Here is an 18,478-nt window from a genome sequence, read left to right as displayed (position 1 = left end):
CGCATCATCGACCGATGCGGATAGCTCAGTCGACCGCCTTGACGATCAGGCTGGCATTGGTGCCGCCGAAACCGAAGCTGTTGTTGAGCGCCGCGCGCACCTTGCGCTTTTTCGCCACCTTGGGGACCAGGTCGGCGCCTTCGGTACCCTCGTCGGGATTGTCGAGGTTCAGCGTCGGCGGCACGACCTGATCGCGGATCGCGAGGATGCAGAAAATCGTCTCGACCGCCCCGGCGCCGCCGAGCAGGTGCCCGATCGCCGACTTGGTCGAGCTCATCGAGACATTGGACATCGCATCGCCGAACAGGCGCTTCACCGCGCCGAGTTCGATTGTGTCGGCCATCGTCGAGGTGCCGTGCGCGTTGATATAGTCGATGTCGGCGGGGGTCATGCCCGCCTTCTTCAGCGCGGCGCTCATCGAGCGGAACGCGCCGTCCATTTCGGGATCGGGCGCGGTGACGTGGTAGGCATCGCCCGACAGGCCATAGCCGACGACTTCGGCATAGATTTTCGCGCCGCGCGCCTTGGCATGTTCATATTCCTCGAGCACGACGACGCCCGCGCCCTCGCCCATCACGAAACCGTCGCGGTCCTTGTCGTAGGGGCGGCTCGCCTGTTCGGGGCGGTCGTTATAGCTCATGTTGAGCGCCCGCGCCTGCGCGAAGCCGGCGATGCCGATCGGGCAGATCGTCGCCTCGGCGCCGCCCGCGAGCATGATGTCGGCGTCGTCGTCACGGATCATCCGCGCCGCATCGCCGATCGAATGCGCGCCGGTCGAGCAGGCCGTCACGACCGCGTGGTTCGGGCCCTTCAGGCCATATTTGATGCTGACCTGCCCCGAGATCAGGTTGATCAGGCGGCCGTGGACGAAGTGCGGCGAAACGCGGCCCGGGCCCTTTTCGGCGAGCAGCAGGCTTTCGCTCTCAATGCCCGGCAGGCCGCCGATGCCCGAACCGATCGAGCAGCCGGCACGCACCTTCTGTTCCTCGGTGAGTTCGGTGAGGCCCGCGTCTTCGAGCGCCTGCCCCGCGGCATCGATGCCGAAGATGATGAAAGGATCGACCTGGCGCTGGACCTTGTGATCGACGCGCTTGCCGGGGTCGAAGCCATATTCATGGTCGGGGCCCTTCACCTCGCACGCGATCGTGCATTTCTGGTCCGACGCGTCGAAATGGGTGATCGTGCCGGCGCCCGACTTGCCCGCGATCAGATTGGCCCATGTGGTTTCCACATCGGCGCCCAGCGGCGTCACCAAACCCAAACCCGTCACCACAACCCGGCGCATAATCATTCCTTTCATCGGCCCCTGCCCCCGCAGGGTGCCGCATCGCTATCTTCGGCGCGCTTCTAGAGGAGCCGCGCGCATAAAAAAAGCTCCCCGGCCGCTGCGCGCAAGCGCTCGAGACCGGGGAGCCGGAAATGCGTGGACGGCGTCGCCGCCGCATCCGGCCAGGCCGGATCGCAGGACGTTAGCCCTTGTTCGCTTCGATATAGTCGATCGCGTCCTTGACGGTGGCGATCTTTTCCGCCGCGTCATCGGGGATTTCGACGCCGAATTCTTCTTCGAACGCCATCACCAGTTCGACGATGTCGAGGCTGTCGGCGCCCAGATCGTCGATGAAGCTCGCTTCTTCGGTGACCTTGTCGGCTTCGACGCCCAGATGTTCGACGACGATCTTCTTAACCTTTTCGGCCGAATCGCTCATGCACAGTTCCTTTTTTCTGACTATGTCGTGAATGTTGAAAATTGCCCTAGTGCCCGTGGGCGGGGCTGGCAAGAGGGCTGGCACCGGCCGGGCGGCGAAGCGCCGTATCGACCAGAACTTCCTCTGCAGCGCTATATGCCGACCGTGTCCCTTTCTGCCCCTCCGGCACCTGCGTCACGAAATAGGCAATGCCCTCACCGCCTTCAAGGTCGAACCATAATCCGGAACGCAATCCATAGGCGTCGCCCGAGTGGCCAAGGCGCAGGCGCCCGTCGCCGAACAGATCGTCGCGGCACGCCGGATCGACCAGCGCCGGACCGCCGGTGCTGTGCATCGCGGCGCCATATTCGCAGAAAAAGCCGCCGGTGCCCTCGCCGCTCGTCGGGCGGACGGGAGCCATCGACTCCAGTCGGGCGAGGCTATCGGGTTTCAGGAAATTTTCTCCGCGACGCAGCAGCATCACGCCGATCCGCGCGAGCCCGTTGGCCGAGATACGCAGGCCGCCCTGCGGGCTGAACCCCGCGCCATGGCGGCCGAGCCGGTACGTCGCAAGGTCGCAGCTGCCGCCCGCCGCCGGGACGACAGGACAGGCTGGACGTACGCCTTTCAAGTCGTCGCGCACTACGCCGCCGTCGGCGCCGTAGAGTACGACGGCGCGCGCGACGGCCGTATCGCTGCACGTCGGCCAGTTGAAACAGGCGTCGATGGCGAGCGGGCGAAGGACCAGCCGGCTCATCGCCGCGTCGAAACGCTCGCCCGTCGCTGCTTCGATCACAGCGGCGACGACCGGATAGTTGAAATTGGCATAGGCAAAATCCCCGCCGGGCGGACGCGCCCTGTCCCATGCGGCGGGAGCGCGCAGCGCGGTTTCGAGATCGGCGTCCAGCGGCAGCGCATAATTTGTCTCGTCGTTGAGCCCCGAACGATGCCCGAGCAGCTGCGCCAGGGTGATCGGCCGGTTGGGCCAGCCCGGATGGCGCAGCCGCCAGCCGAGATAATCCGACACATCGCGGTCGAGATCGAGCGTCCCCGCCTCGACGAGCCGCAACACGCCGAGCGCAACGACGAGTTTCGAAATCGAGGCGATGCGAACCGGGTCGTCGGGGGTGATTGCCCGCCCTGCCGACCGATCGGCAAGACCGTCGGCAACGCGCGTCTCGATTCGGCCTTCGCGGTCGAAATGCACCGCGACGGCGGCGGGCGGCGGCGTCGCCGCGGCAAGTGTCAACAGGGCGAGGCCGGACAACATCGCGCCATCCTGCGCGGCGGCCGGCGGAGCGTCAAGGCGTGGCGCGCGCCGGAACCACCCCCGATTCGCGCAGCGCCGCGGCGGCGCGCTGGATCACCACCGGGGTGATGATGAACCGGCCGACGACGACCTCGGGCGCGGCATTGGCGGGCTGGCGCGTATAATCGAGCAATTGCTGCCATTGCGCCCGCGCCTCCGCCACCTGACCGCGCCGCGCCAGCACGATCGACCGCACCATCATATATTGCGGCTCCATGTTGCTCGGCGATGGCATATGGTCGAGGATCGATTGCGCCTCTTCCTGTTCGTCGCGCTGCGACAGGATGAATGCCAGCGTCACCGCCGGAACCCCCGGATAGGAGGAGTCGAGCGCAAGCGACCGCCGCAGCAGCGTTTCGCCCTCGGGCATCATCCCGCAGGTCACCTTGAACAGGCCGAGAAAGCCCGACATGTCGGGATCGTAGGGATTGAGCGCCAGCGCCGCGTCCCCCATCGCATTCCCCCCGGCGCAATTGCCGGCGTAAAAATGCGCGCGCGCCATGGCGAACAGGCCCGTCGACGAATTGGGACTGTTTTCATAGGATCGCTGCGCAAGCGCCCGCGCCTCGACCAGCGCCTCGCGGCCCGCCGCCGTCATCCGCTGCGGCTGCCAATCGCCATAGCGCAGCAACGAGAGCGCGGTGAGCGCGACGGAATCGCGCGGATTGCCGCGCAAGGTCGCCCGCAGACAGGAATCGACCTGCTTGACCGCCGCGATGTTGCGCATCTGGCGCATCCGGTTGAACTGGGCGAAACAAGGATACCCCGCCGAAAAATTGTCGGGCTGGCGCTGGACCTGATCGCGCACGATCACGCCATAGTCGCCCGCAATCTGTGCGATCGCCGGTTCTAGCCCGACGAATTCGGGCGTATCCTCGTCACCGAGGCGCAGTTGCTGGGACCAGATGGCGCGCTGGTCCGCAACGCGGTTGAGCACCAGCGTGATGTCGGCGCTCCCGTCGGTCGTCCGCACCAGCGACGCGTCGAGCCGATAGTCGGCCGCCCGCGGCGCGGCGCTGCCAGGCGCCTTGGCACTCAGCAGGTCGATCAGGTCGAAGCGACGCAGGCCGTCGCGCAGCTTCCCGTCGAGCGCCCGCGCCAGCGCGCGCGATTCGGGCGAGTTACCCGCCGCCGGGGCGCTGACTTCGATCAGCGGAACCGGCACCGGTTCGCCGGCGAACAGGCGTCCCGGTCCGCCGCGGAGTGTCCAGAGCGCCGACAGGGCGATCACGAGCAGCGCGAACACGACCAGCCAGCGACCATAGGCCGGGCCACTTGCCGGCGGACGCGCCACGCCCCCGGGGATAGGCGGGCGCCCGGGGCTCGTCGTGGCTGCTGCCTTGACGTCATCGTCGCCGGGCGCGTCATCTAGCGACCGCGAAGGCGGCGCCGAGCGATGTTGCACGACGACCTCGTAACTGCCTTGCGGCACGCGCAGCCGGTGGATCCACGGCGTGTCGGCATAGTAGCGGTCGAGCAGCGTGCGCAATCGTCCGACCATGACGCGCGGGTAGCTGTCGACCGCGGGATCGAAATCTTCGCTGCGGCCGAGTGCCTCGGTCGCGATCGCATAGGCTTTCGGCGAACTGCGTCCTCCGCGCAGGCGATGCTCGACAAGGAATTGCAGCAGGCGCGACAGGACTGGCGAACGAACGAACATCGGGGAATCGAGCAGGCGCTCGAGCTCCTCCGCGATAATCCGGTCGGTCTCGGCCGAATTTTGTGTCTCGTTCGCTTTCGCGTGGTCCATGCTACCCTCAAATGCCCCCGACGGGCGGGGCGGTAGATACGCCAATCATCCAGCGCGACCAGCCATTGTTACTTCCACGTAACGGTAACAGACGGGTCGCACGACATATCAGAAGAAAACTCGCTCGCCAATCCGCCCGGAAAAACGCGAAATCGGGTTAAGGATTGGTTATCAAACGGCAACATTTCGGCATGTGACCCCTTGTAACTGCCGCGCGTACCAAATTGTGTCATCTTTTCGGGCGTCGCGGCATTCCTACGATGACGCGGCGTTGAAGCCGACAGGCGAAAGGTGCGAGCTGGTCCCTGGCACTTTTCAACCCCCCTCCGGCTTCATTCCAAGACTTCGCCGGGCGGTCCGACAGCCCCACCTGTCCTTCCGCCCGGCAAGTCGACCCTCTCCCTTATCCACTCGTTCCGGGAACCGCCCGGCGGCGGCGCGACCACAGACGCAGCGCCAGCGCGGCGATCATGATGCTTCCGAACAATATTCCGACGACGCGTTTACCCGGATCGTCGCCGAATGCGCGTCCGGCGTAGCTCGCGGTAAAAATGAACCACAAATAATAGATCCCCACCGTGTGGAGCCCCGCCCACCATTTGCCGAGGCGACGCTGCCAGCCGTCGGTCGAGGTGAATGCCATCAGATAGAGCAAAGCGTAGGCCAGCCCGCCACCGATCAGCGACTGCCAGGTACGTCCCGGGGCATAGATGGTCACATTGATGCCGAGCGCGACGAGGTGGATCGTGTGCGCCAGCGCAAACCCCAGCCCCCATTGACGCCGCCGGCGAAGCAGCGCCCGCGTGACCGGTCCCGGCCAGCGGCGCACGAGCGTCGATGCAAGAAAGGCGACAAGGAAGAGCGGCAGCCCGGCACGCGCCGTCCAGCGCGCCGCCAGCCCCGCGCGTTCGGCGGCATCGCCCCCGGCGAGGAGCCCTGCAGCAACCGCGAGCAGGCCGGTTGCGAGCCCCAGCAGCAGTGGTGTCGAACGACGATCGAGCAAAGTCGGCAAATTCAGGCGCCGCCGATGCGCAACGCGCAGAACTCGACGTCCCGATCTCCGGCTCCGGTCGTGACATAGACAGGCATCGCCATCCCCCTTCGCGGCGCAACCTATATGAAAGGGGCGCCGGTTTCCACCGGCGCCCCCCAATTTTCACCCGAAGTGCGACGACTTAGGTCGCGGCCGGAGCCGTGCAGGGCCCGGTGTGGGTGCTCGTCATCTGCATGACCATTTCCATATCGCCCTGACCGGTCGGCGCCTTGCCCTTGGTGGTGATCGTCACGTCGGTCTTCTTGGCTTCCATCGTGCCCGCCATCGCCATTTCGACCGGCTGGCCATTGACGGTGCACTTGCCTGCGACGTCGATCTTGCCGCCAGCGACTTCCTTCTTCGACCAGGTGCATTCGCCGCCGCTGCCCGGACCCTTGGCGAGTTCGGCAGCAATGTCTTCCTTGTCGACCTGTTCCTGCGTGAAGCACTGGTCCATGCCGGTGGCGTTTTCGAACTGCTTTTCCATCATGCCCTTCGCTTCGGGCGGCATGCCGGGCATTTCGAACTTCACCAGCTTGACGCTGGTCTTCCAGTTGCCGGCTTCGCGCTTCACCGTGCCACCGGCGTTATTTTCGCTCTTGCCGCAGCCCGAAACGGCCAGCGCAATCCCGAGGGCCGCAATCGTCGCAAATTTCTTCATGAATTCATCCTCCTGTTGAGCAAATGGGTGAACCCAGATGCTGCGATTTGGTTGCAACCACCATTATTGTCGTTGGCCGCAATCGATACCATATTGGCAGCGATGGCAATCCAGATTCGCACCTCGCTCGACGAAATCGACACGGCGGAGGGCTATGTCCCCCATCGCCCCGCCCGCCCCGACAAGGTCGAAGGCGGCAAACGATTCGAGTTAGTTAGCGATTATGAGCCCGCGGGCGATCAGCCGACCGCGATCCGGGAGCTCGTCTCGACCGCGCTCGACGGCGAGCGCGATCAGGTGCTGCTCGGCGTCACCGGATCGGGCAAGACCTTCACCATGGCGAAGGTCATCGACGAGCTGCAGCGCCCGGCGCTGATCCTCGCACCCAACAAGATCCTCGCCGCGCAGCTCTATGGCGAGTTCAAGAGCTTCTTCCCGAACAATGCGGTCGAATATTTCGTCAGCTATTACGACTATTACCAGCCCGAGGCCTATGTGCCGCGGTCGGACACCTATATCGAGAAGGAAAGCTCGGTAAACGAGGCGATCGACCGCATGCGCCACTCGGCAACGCGCGCGCTGCTCGAACGCGACGACGTGATCATCGTCGCGTCGGTATCATGCCTCTATGGCATCGGGTCGGTCGAAACCTATTCGGCGATGATCTTCGATTTGAAGAAGGGTCAGGTCGCCGACAGCCGCGAGATCATCCGCAAGCTCGTCGCGCTCCAGTACAAGCGCAACGATCAGGCGTTCGCGCGCGGCAATTTCCGCGTGCGCGGCGACAGTCTCGAAATCTTCCCCTCGCACTATGAAGATATGGCCTGGCGCGTCAGCTTCTTCGGCGACGAGATCGAGGAGATCACCGAGTTCGACCCGCTGACGGGCAAGAAGATCGCGAACCTCAACCATGTCCGCATCTATGCGAACAGCCACTATGTCACGCCGGGACCGACGCTGAAGCAGGCAAGCGAGGCGATCCGCCACGAGCTGACCGAGCGGCTGAAGGAGCTCGAAGCCGAGGGCCGGCTGCTCGAAGCGCAGCGGCTCGAACAGCGCACCAATTTCGACCTCGAAATGATCGCTGCCACCGGAAGCTGCGCGGGCATCGAGAATTACAGCCGCTTCCTCACCGGCCGCCTGCCCGGCGAGCCGCCGCCGACCTTGTTCGAATATCTGCCCGACAATGCCTTGCTCTTCGTCGACGAGAGCCACCAGACGATCCCGCAGATCGGCGCGATGTCGAAGGGCGATCATCGCCGCAAGATCACCCTCGCCGAATATGGCTTCCGCCTGCCGAGCTGCATCGACAACCGCCCGCTGCGCTTTGCCGAATGGGATCTGATGCGCCCGCAGACGGTGAGCGTGTCGGCGACGCCGGGGACGTGGGAGATGGACCGCACGCAGGGCGTCTTTGCCGAACAGGTGATCCGCCCGACCGGCCTCATCGATCCGCCGGTGATCATCAAGCCGGTCGAGGAACAGGTCGACGACCTCATCGCCGAGGCGAAGGCGACCGCGGCGGCGGGCTATCGCACGCTCGTCACCACGCTCACCAAGCGCATGGCCGAGGACCTCACCGAATTCCTCCACGAAGCGGGGTTAAAGGTCCGCTACATGCACTCGGACGTCGAGACGTTGGAGCGTATCGAAATCATCCGCGACCTCAGGCTCGGGGTGTTCGACGTGCTCGTGGGCATCAACCTGCTGCGCGAGGGGCTCGATATTCCCGAATGCGGGCTCGTCGCGATCCTCGACGCCGACAAGGAAGGCTTCCTGCGCAGCGAGACATCGCTCGTCCAGACGATCGGCCGCGCTGCGCGCAACGTCGATGGCCGCGTCATCCTCTACGCCGACCGCATCACCGGCAGCATGGAACGCGCGATGCGCGAAACCGACCGCCGCCGCGAAAAGCAGGAAGCCTATAACGCCGAGCATGGCATCACGCCGCAGACGATCAAGCGCAACATCGGCGACATCATCGCGCATGTCGCGTCGAAGGATCAGGTGACGATCGACATCGGCGACGACAAGCCGGCGCACATGGTCGGGCACAACCTCCGCGCTTATATCCAGGAGCTCGAAAAGAAGATGCGCGACGCCGCCGCCGACCTCGAATTCGAGGAAGCCGGCCGCCTGCGCGACGAGATCCGCAAGCTCGAAGCCGACGAACTCGGCCTGCCCGCCGACCAGCAGGTGGCGCCGCGGGTCGGACGCAGCAACGAAGGCAAGCCCGGCACGCGCAAGGGGCGGTTCGGGAAGCAGAGCAAGACGAAGTGGGGGCGCTGACCTCCGCTTCGACAAAACGTATACGTTTTCCGACAAGCGCTCTTGCCCCTGCGGTTTCGGCTGCCTAGGGTCCGCCCCGCAACGGGGAGAACCATCAATGAAAACAGGTCTGTCGCTTATCGCCCTGGCGCTTGCCGCCGCCGCGCCCGCCACGCTTTACGCGCAGGACAAGCCTGCCGACGAAAAGACGAAGGCCGAAAAAACCGCCGACTATGAGCCGCAGGTCCGCACGACCAAGCTGTCGGGCACCTTCGGCGGCCAGCGGATCAACTATGCCGCGACGATCGGCGAGACGATCATCAAGAACAAGGATGGCGTGCCCGAAGTGGCGGTCGTCACCACCTCCTATGTCAAGGAACCGCGCGACCCCAATCGCCCGATCACCTTCCTGTTCAACGGCGGTCCGGGGTCGGGCACGGTCTGGTTGATGATGGGGGCGTTCGGGCCGAAGCGCGTCGCGATTCCCGGCACCGGCGTCGACGACGGCGCCCCGCCCTATCCGATCGTCGACAATCCCGATGCGCTGCTCGACGTCACCGACGTCGTGTTCATCGACCCGCCGGGTACCGGTTTCTCGCACCTGATCGGCAAGGCGAAGCCCGAGGATTATTACGGAGTGACGCAGGACGCGAAGCTGGTCGCCGAGGTGATCCGCCGCTGGCTGAACGACAATGGCCGCTGGAACAGCCCCAAATATCTGGGCGGCGAAAGCTATGGCACGACGCGCTCGGCCGCGGTCGCCAACCAGCTGATGAACGAGACGTATAACGACGTCGCGCTGAACGGCATCATCCTGATCTCGACCGTCCTCGATTTTGCCGCGGGCGCCGATACGCCGGGCAACGAGCTGTCGCCGATCACCAACCTGCCCTCGATGGCCGTCACCGCGCTCTATCATGGCAAGGCGACGGGTGCGTCGCCCGAAGCCTTTGCCGAAGAAGCGCGGCAATGGGCGATCGGCCCCTATGCCACCGCGTTGCTCAAGGGCCAGAAACTGCAGGGCGAGGAGCGCGCCGCGATCCGCCGCGAATTATCGCGCTTCACCGGCCTCAGCGAAACCTTCCTCGACAATGCCGACCTGCGCGTGACGCCCAGCCGTTTCTACAAGGAGTTGCTCCGCGACCGCGGGTTGACCGTCGGCCGCCTCGACAGCCGCTACACCGGCAAGGATTATGACAGCGCGGGCGAAGAGCCCGACAATGATCCGAGCTTCTATGGCATCGACGCAAGCTATACCGCCGCGATCAACAGCTGGAGCCGCGATGGCCTCGGGTTCAAGACCGACCGCGAATATCAGTCGATCGGCCGGATCGGCGGCCAGTGGGACTGGCGCATCGGCGGCCGCGACAGCAACGCCTATATGAACGTCGCACCCTATATCGGGCAGGCTCTGCGCGAAAATTCGGGGCTGAAGGTGCTTGTCGCACAGGGCTATTATGACTTCGCGACGCCCTTTTTCGCCGCCGAATATGCGCTGTCGCGCACCGGCATCCCGCAGGACCGCATCCAGTACACCTATTATGGCGCGGGCCACATGATGTATATCCGCGACGAAGACCGGCATAAATTGTCGGCCGACGTGCGGGCGTTCATTCGGGGGCGGTAGGAACGTCGGCTAACGACCGGTTGCGGACGTCAGGGAGCGCACTCATTCGAGGAGCTTCGACGGTATTTCTTTATCCAACCGTCCGGCCCAAATGCGATCAGAATTGTTGGGCCGGTGGCGGTATGAATGATTTGAAAAAGGTGATCGCTCGATCGTTCAAAACTGTATTGTCCATCGCGGACGCGCGCTGCAAACGGCATTCGTAATATCGCCCCCGCCTTACTGAATTCGTAGTGGAAGGGCGCTGTTTCGCTGATGCCGCCAATCGTCACCCCGACAGAAGTGATCGTAATCGAAGGCGCTTCGGGAGCGACATAGCAACCATATATCGGCGCAGGATTCAGCGCAGGCGACTCTTCGAACTCAGAGCAACTGCAGACCGCCAACATTAGCGCGGTTGATAGCATGGTGCGGTTCATCGTTAGATGATTTTGCGGGATCAGCTACCCGAGGTCAACGTCCGCTCCCCACCCCTAACCCGACATGCTTACCGCAGCACGCCCTTTGCCGCCTGCGCCCGCGCGTAAAGATAGAGCGCGATCAGGATCGCCCAGATCACCGCGGTGAAGATCATCGGGAAGGTACCGAACATGCGCATCAGGTCGGCATAATGCATGCCGAACTGGTAGATGCAGCTGATGGCGAGCCCGGCGATCGAGATCAGGAAGGCGGTCGCCGCATGGCGGCTGCGCGCCAGAAGCAACAGCGAACCGAGCAGCGATCCCCACACGCCGAGCGCCCAGCCGATGTTTGCCCACATCGGGAAGCTGGCGAACCATGCCTGTTGTTCGGGCGTGAAGGCGGCCAGATATTCGGCGTTGCCCATCTTGGTCATCGTATAGTCCATCGCGCCAAAGGCGTTCCAGACCAGCGACAATCCCCCGACAACCCAGATGTGCCAGGGCGTTTTAACGGCTTCGGACATATTCACCTCCCCCTCCAGAAAGATCAGGCGAAATTACCAGATTTCTCGGTCGCCAGCAATATGGTGATATAGTCGCGCAATACAGCTATGTTGCGGTCGAAATAGCCGATATCGCGATAGGTGCGCGCCTGCATCACCGCGCCTTCCATCACCGTCAGCACGAACTCGCCGAGCGCGTTGCGGTCGGTGCCCGGCGGAAGCCGGCCGGCCGCGGCTTCGAAACAACCGGCAATCGCCGCCGACCAGTTGGTGAAGTTCGCCGCCATCAGATCGCGCACCACCGGATCGGGCTCGTGGATCTCGAGCGCGAGGCTGCCGATCGGACAACCATAGGTGCAGTCGGTGACGATCAGGTGGGTGCGATAGCCGGCGAGCAACGCGAAGACCCGCTCGATCGGATCGTCGACACCCTCCCAGTTCGGCGCAAGCAGCATCTCGTCGATCCCGTCGCGATAGAGTTCGAGCACGCCGACGAGCACATCCTGCTTGCCCGGAAAGAAATGATAAAGGCTGCCCGAATGGACCTGGCTGCGCGAGAGGATGTCGCTGACCGAGGTCGAGAGATAACCCTTCTCCCAGAACAGCTCCATCGCGGTCATCAGGATGCGCTGGCGGGTGTCGGCGGCGTTCATGGTTCTGCTATCCAGCGCGGTCGTAGGCGGCGCGGAGCCAGCCCGCCACATCGTCGCCCGCCTCCGCATCGGCGGCGATGCGGAGGCGGTGTGAGACCATCGCGTTCCAGCTTCCCGCCAGTTCGAGCTTGCCCGCAGGCTCCTCGCCCTTCAGCGCGAGGCCGATATCGAACCGGTCCTTGGTCGACGGCTGGAGCAGCGCGAACTGTTTCTTGCGGCGGAGGCTGACATAGCCCTTTTTAGGCGCGAGTTCGACGTCGCCGCCGAACCCCTGCACCGTCGCGATCAGCCGGTCGTAAAGCGGCCGCCAATGCGCCTTGGCGCCGTCGAACGCCGCGTCGACCAGCGCATCGTCGTCCTGCGACAGCGATGACGACGCGTTCGCGGCGTGGACGATCATATTGGCATAGCCGTGCCCGAGGCCATGTTCGGATTTCAGGTGGTTCACCAGCGCCATATGGCCGGTAATTCCGGTCGCGCGCGCCGCAGCGACCCATTCGTCGAGCCCCTTGCCGGTCCTTGCCTTCAGCGTTTCGCCCATCTTCTCGAATTCGTCGGCCATCGGCGTCCTCCCTCGTCAAGATGAGTTGATTGAACATTCAACCAAGCTTTTTGTCAAGAGGCTTGGCAAGGCGCGGCCGAACCCCGATATGCGCGCCATGTGTGTTGTCGCCCTTGCTCATCGCGTCCATGCCGACTGGCCGCTCATCCTCATCGGCAACCGCGATGAATTTCACGCACGCCCCGCCGCACCGCTCGCCGGATGGGATGACGGCAGCGGCATCATCGCCGGCCGCGACCTTCAGGCAGGCGGGACCTGGCTCGGCGTACACAAGCCCAGCGGCCGCACCGTCGTCGTGACCAACGTCCGCGGCGCGATGCCCGATCCCGCAAAGGAATCGCGCGGCGCGCTCGTGTCCGACCTGCTGCGCGGCGAAGGCCGCTTCGCCGACCCAACCGCCGACGACCTGCCGCGCTTCAACGCGTTCAACCTTTTCGCGGTGGGCGACGGCGAAGCCCGACTGCTGACCAATCGTCCCGTGCCGCTGGTCATGCCGCTCGAACCCGGCATCCATGCGCTCGCCAACGAGCCGGTCGACGCCCCCTGTCCGCGCGCCGAGCGGCTGCGCGCGGCGCTGGCGGTCGACACGCGCGCCGCCCCCGAAGCCCTGCTCGACACGCTGATGGCGGAGGACGACCCCGCGCTGTTCCTGCGCGGCGACGTCTATGGCACCCGCGCCTCGACGTTCGTCGCGGTATCGCCCGACCGCGAAGTCAAAATGATCGAGCGCCGATACGAAAAGGGCGGCCGCCCCGCTGGAACGACCGCCCTCGATTTTCGTATCGGCTGAGCCGGCGCGCTTATTTCGGCGCGATCACCATCAGCATCTGACGGCCTTCGGTGCGCGGATGCGCCTCGACCTTCGCGATTTCGGCGGTCAGTTCGGCGACGCGCTGGAGCACGTTGAGGCCGAGCTGGGTGTGGCTCATCTCGCGGCCGCGGAAACGCATGGTCATCTTGACCTTGTCGCCTTCCTCAAGGAAGTCGAAGACCTTCTTCATCTTCACGTCGAAATCATGATCGTCGATGTTCGGACGCATCTTGATCTCTTTGATTTCCTGCGTCTTCTGGCTCTTGCGCGCGAGGTTCGCCTTTTTCTGCGCCTCATATTTGAACTTGCCGACGTCGAGGAACTTGCACACCGGCGGATCGGCGTTCGGAGATACTTCGACCAGGTCGAGGCCAACCTCGGCCGCCTGCTCGATCGCTTCGGCTGTCAGCATCACGCCCAGATTCTCGCCTTCCTCGTCGATCACGCGGACTTTGGGCGAGGCGATGAATTCATTGTAACGCGGGCCGTTTTTGGGCGGCAGCGGTGCCATTGAGCGACGGGTCATGGGCGGTGGTATAGCTGTATCTCCTGGGTCGTTAAAAAAGGCGTGCGGAATCGATGCGCCGCGCGCAATGTCCATATAGTGAACGCGCGCGCTGCGTAAAGGCTGCGACGGTGCGCGTCGCGGCGCTTTTTCGTCCGACTGTGGCGGCTATGCCACTACCGTCCGGCGATTACCATTTCGTCGGCGCGGGATCGACGACGCGGAAGCCGCCGGCGCCGATCTCGCTGACCTCGAGCGCGCGAACCGCGATGCCGCGATTGTTGAAACGGAAAATACCGTCGATCCCGCCGAAACCGTCGGCGGCGAGCAGGCGCGTCGCGGGGAAGTTGGTGCCGGGTTTCCAGTCGCGCGCGATGCGAACGGTGAGCAGCACCGAATCATAGCCAAGGCTCGCGAGCCGGTACGGCGCCTTGCCAAAGCGCGTGCGATATTTGGTCGCAAGCTGCCCATAAAGGCCGTCCGACACGCTGGCGAACCAAGCGCCGCGCATCACCGCGCTGCTGCCGAGCCCGGCATCGGTGTTCCAGAGTTCGGTGCCGAGGATCTGCCGGTTGCCGCTGCCCTTGATCACGGGAACCGCGCGAATGGCGTTGCCGCCGCTGTCGGCGATCAGCACCGCGTCCATCGCGCCGGCGTTGGCGATCCGGCGCGCGGCCCCGGTCAGCGCGGTCGCGCTGCGGTCATAGCTTTCGACCGCGACCAGCGTACCGCCGGCCTGGGTGACAGCGGCGCGGAAAGCTGCCGCCGAGCGGTCGCCATAGACGTTTTTGGGGACGAGCGCCCCGAAACGCTGATGCCCCTTCGACCGCGAAAAGGCGACGACACGCTCGACCGACTGGCCGGGGACGAAGCCCATGATGAACACGCCGTTGCCCGCGACGCTGCTGTCGTTCGAGAAGCTCAGCACCGGAACCTTCGCCTCGCGCGCGACGGGGGCGACTGCGGCGACGTCTTCGCTGAGCAGCGGGCCGAGGATCAGCTTGTTGCCGTCGGCGACCGCCTGCCGCGCCGCCGCAGCGGCGCCAAGCGCGGTATCATAGGTGGTGATGCGCACGCGTTCGGTGCGCGAATCGAGCAGCGCAAGCGTCGTCGCATTGGCGATCGCGGTGCCGACGTCGGCGTTCGCACCCGTCTGCGGCACCAGCAACGCCACGCGGTGGCGATCGGTGTCGGTGGGCAGGCCGGGACCGACATTGTCGTCGGGGTTGGTCGGCGGCGGCGGGGTCGCGGGGCCATTGCTTTTCGGGACGACCTGACACGCCGCGAGCAGACCCGCCATTACCACTGCGCCAAGATGGCGCAGCATCTGGCGGCGCGGCGATGCTTTATTTTGGCACTGGTCGGCAGTTTCTGCCATTTTCGGCGTCATGCCAGATTCGAACATCTCAGATTCTCCCTTGCCCGGTCTCTATATCGTCGCGACGCCCATCGGCAACCTTGGCGACATCACTCCGCGTGCCGCCAAGACGCTTGCCTCCGCCGACGTGATCGCCGCAGAGGATACGCGCGTGACCGCGAAATTGCTGTCGCATCTGGGTTTGCGTGTGCCGATGACCCCCTATCATGATCATAGCGACGAACGCACCCGCGCCGCGCTGGTTGCGCGCATGGAACGGGAAATTGTCGTTTTGGTGTCGGATGCCGGCACCCCGCTGATTTCGGATCCCGGGTACAAGCTGGTGCGCGACGCGCGCGCGGCGGGGCATCTTGTCACCACCCTGCCCGGCCCCTGCGCCGCGATCGCCGCGATCACCCTCTCGGGCCTGCCGAGCGACCGCTTCCTCTTCGCGGGTTTCCTGCCCAACAAGGCGAAGGCGCGCGCCGATACGCTCGCCGAATTCGCGGCGCTGCGCGCGACGCTCGTCTTCTATGAAAGCGGGCCCCGGCTGTCGGCGTCCCTTGCGGCCATGGCCGAAGGGCTCGGCGACCGCGAGGCGGCGGTCGCGCGCGAAATCAGCAAGCTGTACGAGGAATGCGTCACGGGCACGCTGACCGAACTTGCCGCGCGTTACGCCGACGCCCCACCGAAGGGCGAGATCGTCGTCATCGTCGGCCCGCCGGGCGAAGCCGCGGCCGAACAGGCTGACGATGCGACGCTCGACGCCGCGCTGCGCGAGGCGATGGCCGACCGCCCCGTCGCACAGGCAGCAAAGGCGGTGGCCAAACGCTTCGGACTCGACCGCCATGACGTCTATGCCCGCGCGCTGACGCTGAAAGAGCAGGCTTGAACCGCGCCGCCGCCGAAGCGCGCGGACGAAAGGCCGAACGCCGTGCAGCTTGGTGGCTGCGCCTGCACGGCTGGCGCATTTTGGGCGAGCGGCTGCGTGTCCCCGTTGGCGAGGTCGACCTTGTCGCGCGGCGCGGCCGCACCATCGCCTTTATCGAGGTAAAGTGGCGCGACCGCGCCGCCGACCTCGACCTCGCGATCGATCAATATCGCCTGCGCCGCGTCGCCGCCGCCGCCGAAATGCTCCGCCCGCGCTTCGCAGGCCCGCGCGACGACATACGCATCGACGTGATGCTGCTTGCGCCGCGGCGCCTGCCGCGCCATCTGGTCCACGTCTGGCAACCCTGAGGAAGATCGAATGACCCTGCGCGCCGCGGTACAAATGGACCCGATGGATGGCATCAACATCGCTGGCGACAGCAGTTTCCACCTGATCCTGAAGGCGCTCGAACGCGGCTACGAGCTCTATCACTACGATGTCCGCGGCCTGACATGGGAGGCCGGGCGGCTGACGGCAAAGGCGCATCGCATCGTCGAGGCGCAGCGCGAAGCGGGCGCCCATTATAAATTCGGCGAGGCGGTGACGCTCGACCTCGGCCGCGACGTCGACGTCGTTCTGATGCGGCAGGATCCGCCGTTCGACCTCGGCTATCTGACTGGCACCTGGCTGCTCGAAAGGCTCGCGGGGCAGACGCTGGTGGTCAACGACCCCGTCTCGGTCCGCAACGCGCCCGAAAAGGTGTTCGTGCTCGACTTTCCCGAGTTCATGCCGCCGACGATGGTGACGCGCGACCTCGATGCGGTGAAGGATTTTCAGGCGCGCCACGGCGCCGTCGTCATCAAGCCGCTCCACGGCAATGGCGGCAAGGCGGTGTTCAAGATCGATGCCGACGGCGGCAATCTTGGTGCGCTCGTCGAGCTGTTCGGACAGGTGTGGCCCGAACCCTTCATGGTCCAGCAGTTCCTGCCGAGCGTGTCGAAGGGCGACAAGCGCATCGTGCTCGTCGACGGCGAGGTCGCGGGCGCGATCAACCGCAAGCCCGGCGAGGGCGAGTTCCGCTCGAACCTCGCGGTCGGCGGCTATGCCGAAGCCGCCGAACTCACCCCGCGCGAACAGGAAATCTGCGATGTCCTGGGGCCGCAGCTACGCGAACGCGGGCTGGTTTTCGTCGGCATCGACGTGATCGGCGGCGAATGGCTGACCGAAATCAACGTCACCTCGCCGACCGGCATCGTCGCAATCGACCGCTTCAACAACAGCGATACCGCGGGCATGATCTGGGATGCGATCGCGCGCCGCCTTCGCTGACCCCCTGCAGGACATATTCCCCCAATGACCGAAATGATTCTCAACCTCGTCCAGTCGTGGGGCTACATCGGGATCTTCATCCTGATGTTCCTCGAAAATGTTTTCCCGCCGATCCCGTCGGAAGTGATCATGGGGCTCGGCGGCGTGATGGTCGCCAAGGGACGCTTCGATTACTGGACGCTCGTCGCCGTCGCCGTCGCCGGCACGACGCTCGGCAACTGGGTGTGGTATGCTGTCGGCCGCTGGGTCGGCTATGAACGGCTGCGGCCGCTCGTCGACCGTTATGGCCGCTGGCTGACGCTCGACTGGGACGAGGTCGAAAAGCTCCACGACTGGTTCATCCGCTATGGCTCGGGCATCGTCTTCGTCTGCCGCTTCCTGCCGATCGCGCGCACGATGGTGTCGCTGCCCGCGGGTATGGTGCGTATGAACCAGATCAAATTCCTGCTCTGGACCGCCGCCGGATCGACGATCTGGATCGCCGCGCTTGCCGGCGCGGGCTCGTGGTTCGGCAAGCAATTCGCCGAAGTCGACCGCTTCATCGGCCCGCTCGCCTTGCTCGCGATCGGCTCGCTGGTGCTGCTCTACGTCTACCGCGTCGTGACCTGGAAGCCGAAGACCCGCCGCGACTGATTGCGGTTTGCACGGGTCCGCGAGGTCTGCATCCGACCGGTTGCGGACATAAGCTCAATCTGGAATGCTGATCGCGATGGCTGAGCTGGACAATCAATGGAGCCTCTCCAACCCTAGGCGCGACGAACTTTTGGTGTGGCTTGAGCCATGGGCCGAAGAGTTCGTTGTGCCAACCAGATCAACCATCACCATGAGACCGTCTATTGGACGCACCCTTGGCGAGGTCGAGTGGACCCCCGATCATCTCATCGTGTGGGCAAGCGCTCCGATGGTGGAGGTTTTCATCGATGATATGCGCCAAGATTCTGCATCGGCAGCGATCTCTGTTCCTGAAGGTTTGACCAAGGGAATGCTCAATATCGTCTTCGCTGGCCAGCCCGCCGCTCGTCTTGGCGGCGCCCCTGTAAATATGAATGAGCGAGTCTCACTGTGGGGTCGTATCAAGCATCGTCTACGCTGGTAGATTGCGTGCGCAGATAGTGTGCGGGCTTCGCAACGTCCGCTCCCCACCCCAAACCGG

At 64.7% G+C, this 18,478-nt stretch carries 20 protein-coding genes; 8 read left to right on the top strand and 12 right to left on the bottom strand.

What is annotated here, in order from left to right; translation table 11 throughout:
- Positions 1–25: 25 nt before the first annotated feature.
- From fabF to VGU00_RS09645, 6 genes are all read right to left on the bottom strand, one after another.
- Positions 26–1,285 (bottom strand): beta-ketoacyl-ACP synthase II, encoded by a 1,260-nt coding sequence (gene fabF / locus VGU00_RS09670; protein ID WP_327467912.1) that lies wholly within the window; start codon positions 1,283–1,285, stop codon positions 26–28.
- Between the two features lie 184 nt (positions 1,286–1,469).
- Positions 1,470–1,706, bottom strand: a complete 237-nt coding sequence (locus VGU00_RS09665; protein ID WP_003039428.1) for an acyl carrier protein — start codon at positions 1,704–1,706, stop codon at positions 1,470–1,472.
- A gap of 46 nt (positions 1,707–1,752) precedes the next feature.
- Complete coding sequence (locus VGU00_RS09660) at positions 1,753–2,955, bottom strand: serine hydrolase domain-containing protein (RefSeq protein WP_327467910.1); 1,203 nt, start codon at positions 2,953–2,955, stop codon at positions 1,753–1,755.
- A 31-nt stretch (positions 2,956–2,986) separates the two neighbouring features.
- On the bottom strand, positions 2,987–4,744 hold the full coding sequence (locus VGU00_RS09655) for a tetratricopeptide repeat protein (RefSeq protein WP_327467908.1): 1,758 nt from the start codon (positions 4,742–4,744) through the stop codon (positions 2,987–2,989).
- Positions 4,745–5,147: 403 nt separating this feature from the next.
- Positions 5,148–5,756, bottom strand: coding sequence for a hypothetical protein (locus VGU00_RS09650; protein WP_327467906.1), 609 nt, complete (start codon positions 5,754–5,756; stop codon positions 5,148–5,150).
- 163 nt (positions 5,757–5,919) lie between these two features.
- On the bottom strand, positions 5,920–6,438 hold the full coding sequence (locus VGU00_RS09645) for a DUF3617 domain-containing protein (protein ID WP_327467904.1): 519 nt from the start codon (positions 6,436–6,438) through the stop codon (positions 5,920–5,922).
- Positions 6,439–6,540: 102 nt separating this feature from the next.
- Between VGU00_RS09645 and uvrB the strand changes: the two genes are divergently transcribed.
- On the top strand, positions 6,541–8,727 hold the full coding sequence (gene uvrB, locus VGU00_RS09640) for an excinuclease ABC subunit UvrB (RefSeq protein ID WP_327467902.1): 2,187 nt from the start codon (positions 6,541–6,543) through the stop codon (positions 8,725–8,727).
- Between the two features lie 97 nt (positions 8,728–8,824).
- Entirely contained in the window at positions 8,825–10,333 is a 1,509-nt protein-coding gene (locus VGU00_RS09635) for a S10 family peptidase (protein ID WP_327467901.1), read from the top strand.
- Between the two features lie 29 nt (positions 10,334–10,362).
- Here the strand turns inward: VGU00_RS09635 and VGU00_RS09630 are convergent, their stop codons facing one another.
- From VGU00_RS09630 to VGU00_RS09615, 4 genes are all read right to left on the bottom strand, one after another.
- Positions 10,363–10,752, bottom strand: coding sequence for a hypothetical protein (locus VGU00_RS09630; RefSeq protein WP_327467899.1), 390 nt, complete (start codon positions 10,750–10,752; stop codon positions 10,363–10,365).
- 68 nt (positions 10,753–10,820) lie between these two features.
- Entirely contained in the window at positions 10,821–11,258 is a 438-nt protein-coding gene (locus tag VGU00_RS09625) for a hypothetical protein (protein ID WP_327467897.1), read from the bottom strand.
- Positions 11,259–11,281: 23 nt separating this feature from the next.
- Positions 11,282–11,890 (bottom strand): TetR/AcrR family transcriptional regulator, encoded by a 609-nt coding sequence (locus tag VGU00_RS09620; RefSeq protein WP_327467895.1) that lies wholly within the window; start codon positions 11,888–11,890, stop codon positions 11,282–11,284.
- A 7-nt stretch (positions 11,891–11,897) separates the two neighbouring features.
- Complete coding sequence (locus tag VGU00_RS09615; protein ID WP_327467893.1) at positions 11,898–12,452, bottom strand: DUF4287 domain-containing protein; 555 nt, start codon at positions 12,450–12,452, stop codon at positions 11,898–11,900.
- Positions 12,453–12,549: 97 nt separating this feature from the next.
- Between VGU00_RS09615 and VGU00_RS09610 the strand changes: the two genes are divergently transcribed.
- Positions 12,550–13,242, top strand: a complete 693-nt coding sequence (locus VGU00_RS09610; protein ID WP_327467891.1) for an NRDE family protein — start codon at positions 12,550–12,552, stop codon at positions 13,240–13,242.
- A 10-nt stretch (positions 13,243–13,252) separates the two neighbouring features.
- Here the strand turns inward: VGU00_RS09610 and infC are convergent, their stop codons facing one another.
- Together infC and VGU00_RS09600 are read right to left on the bottom strand one after the other, a co-directional pair.
- Positions 13,253–13,789 (bottom strand): translation initiation factor IF-3, encoded by a 537-nt coding sequence (gene infC, locus VGU00_RS09605; protein WP_327467889.1) that lies wholly within the window; start codon positions 13,787–13,789, stop codon positions 13,253–13,255.
- Positions 13,790–13,958: 169 nt separating this feature from the next.
- Positions 13,959–15,095, bottom strand: a complete 1,137-nt coding sequence (locus VGU00_RS09600; RefSeq protein WP_327467887.1) for a penicillin-binding protein activator — start codon at positions 15,093–15,095, stop codon at positions 13,959–13,961.
- Positions 15,096–15,156: 61 nt separating this feature from the next.
- Between VGU00_RS09600 and rsmI the strand changes: the two genes are divergently transcribed.
- The 5 genes from rsmI (at position 15,157) to VGU00_RS09575 (ending at position 18,421) form a co-directional block, all read left to right on the top strand.
- A complete protein-coding gene (rsmI, locus tag VGU00_RS09595) occupies positions 15,157–16,017 on the top strand; it encodes a 16S rRNA (cytidine(1402)-2'-O)-methyltransferase (protein ID WP_327467885.1) in 861 nt (286 codons plus the stop codon).
- Positions 16,014–16,364, top strand: coding sequence for a YraN family protein (locus tag VGU00_RS09590; protein WP_327467883.1), 351 nt, complete (start codon positions 16,014–16,016; stop codon positions 16,362–16,364). Before rsmI ends, VGU00_RS09590 begins: the two co-directional genes overlap by 4 nt.
- A gap of 10 nt (positions 16,365–16,374) precedes the next feature.
- Positions 16,375–17,325 carry a glutathione synthase gene (gene gshB / locus VGU00_RS09585; RefSeq protein WP_327467881.1) on the top strand — a complete coding sequence of 317 codons (951 nt, stop codon included), beginning with the start codon at positions 16,375–16,377 and terminating at the stop codon, positions 17,323–17,325.
- A 24-nt stretch (positions 17,326–17,349) separates the two neighbouring features.
- Positions 17,350–17,958, top strand: a complete 609-nt coding sequence (locus VGU00_RS09580) for a DedA family protein (RefSeq protein ID WP_327467879.1) — start codon at positions 17,350–17,352, stop codon at positions 17,956–17,958.
- Positions 17,959–18,022: 64 nt separating this feature from the next.
- Positions 18,023–18,421 (top strand): hypothetical protein, encoded by a 399-nt coding sequence (locus tag VGU00_RS09575; RefSeq protein ID WP_327467877.1) that lies wholly within the window; start codon positions 18,023–18,025, stop codon positions 18,419–18,421.
- Positions 18,422–18,478 lie beyond the last annotated feature (57 nt).

Origin of the sequence: Sphingopyxis sp., assembly GCF_035944815.1 — a bacterium.
GTDB lineage: Bacteria > Pseudomonadota > Alphaproteobacteria > Sphingomonadales > Sphingomonadaceae > Sphingopyxis.
The sequence above is the reverse complement of the archived record's forward strand: the minus strand, read 5'-3'. Positions and strand labels throughout refer to the sequence as shown.

What these genes read in the sequence shown, in the direction of transcription:
- fabF (WP_327467912.1), bottom strand. Translation starts at nt 1,285, where the DNA reads ATGCGCCGGGTTGTGGTGACGGGTTTGGGTTTGGTGACGCCGCTGGGC.
- VGU00_RS09665 (WP_003039428.1), bottom strand. Translation starts at nt 1,706, where the DNA reads ATGAGCGATTCGGCCGAAAAGGTTAAGAAGATCGTCGTCGAACATCTG.
- VGU00_RS09660 (WP_327467910.1), bottom strand. Translation starts at nt 2,955, where the DNA reads ATGTTGTCCGGCCTCGCCCTGTTGACACTTGCCGCGGCGACGCCGCCG.
- VGU00_RS09655 (WP_327467908.1), bottom strand. Translation starts at nt 4,744, where the DNA reads ATGGACCACGCGAAAGCGAACGAGACACAAAATTCGGCCGAGACCGAC.
- VGU00_RS09645 (WP_327467904.1), bottom strand. Translation starts at nt 6,438, where the DNA reads ATGAAGAAATTTGCGACGATTGCGGCCCTCGGGATTGCGCTGGCCGTT.
- uvrB (WP_327467902.1), top strand. Translation starts at nt 6,541, where the DNA reads ATGGCAATCCAGATTCGCACCTCGCTCGACGAAATCGACACGGCGGAG.
- VGU00_RS09635 (WP_327467901.1), top strand. Translation starts at nt 8,825, where the DNA reads ATGAAAACAGGTCTGTCGCTTATCGCCCTGGCGCTTGCCGCCGCCGCG.
- VGU00_RS09630 (WP_327467899.1), bottom strand. Translation starts at nt 10,752, where the DNA reads ATGAACCGCACCATGCTATCAACCGCGCTAATGTTGGCGGTCTGCAGT.
- VGU00_RS09625 (WP_327467897.1), bottom strand. Translation starts at nt 11,258, where the DNA reads ATGTCCGAAGCCGTTAAAACGCCCTGGCACATCTGGGTTGTCGGGGGA.
- VGU00_RS09620 (WP_327467895.1), bottom strand. Translation starts at nt 11,890, where the DNA reads ATGAACGCCGCCGACACCCGCCAGCGCATCCTGATGACCGCGATGGAG.
- VGU00_RS09615 (WP_327467893.1), bottom strand. Translation starts at nt 12,452, where the DNA reads ATGGCCGACGAATTCGAGAAGATGGGCGAAACGCTGAAGGCAAGGACC.
- VGU00_RS09610 (WP_327467891.1), top strand. Translation starts at nt 12,550, where the DNA reads ATGTGTGTTGTCGCCCTTGCTCATCGCGTCCATGCCGACTGGCCGCTC.
- infC (WP_327467889.1), bottom strand. Translation starts at nt 13,789, where the DNA reads ATGACCCGTCGCTCAATGGCACCGCTGCCGCCCAAAAACGGCCCGCGT.
- VGU00_RS09600 (WP_327467887.1), bottom strand. Translation starts at nt 15,095, where the DNA reads ATGCTGCGCCATCTTGGCGCAGTGGTAATGGCGGGTCTGCTCGCGGCG.
- rsmI (WP_327467885.1), top strand. Translation starts at nt 15,157, where the DNA reads ATGCCAGATTCGAACATCTCAGATTCTCCCTTGCCCGGTCTCTATATC.
- gshB (WP_327467881.1), top strand. Translation starts at nt 16,375, where the DNA reads ATGACCCTGCGCGCCGCGGTACAAATGGACCCGATGGATGGCATCAAC.
- VGU00_RS09580 (WP_327467879.1), top strand. Translation starts at nt 17,350, where the DNA reads ATGACCGAAATGATTCTCAACCTCGTCCAGTCGTGGGGCTACATCGGG.
- VGU00_RS09575 (WP_327467877.1), top strand. Translation starts at nt 18,023, where the DNA reads ATGCTGATCGCGATGGCTGAGCTGGACAATCAATGGAGCCTCTCCAAC.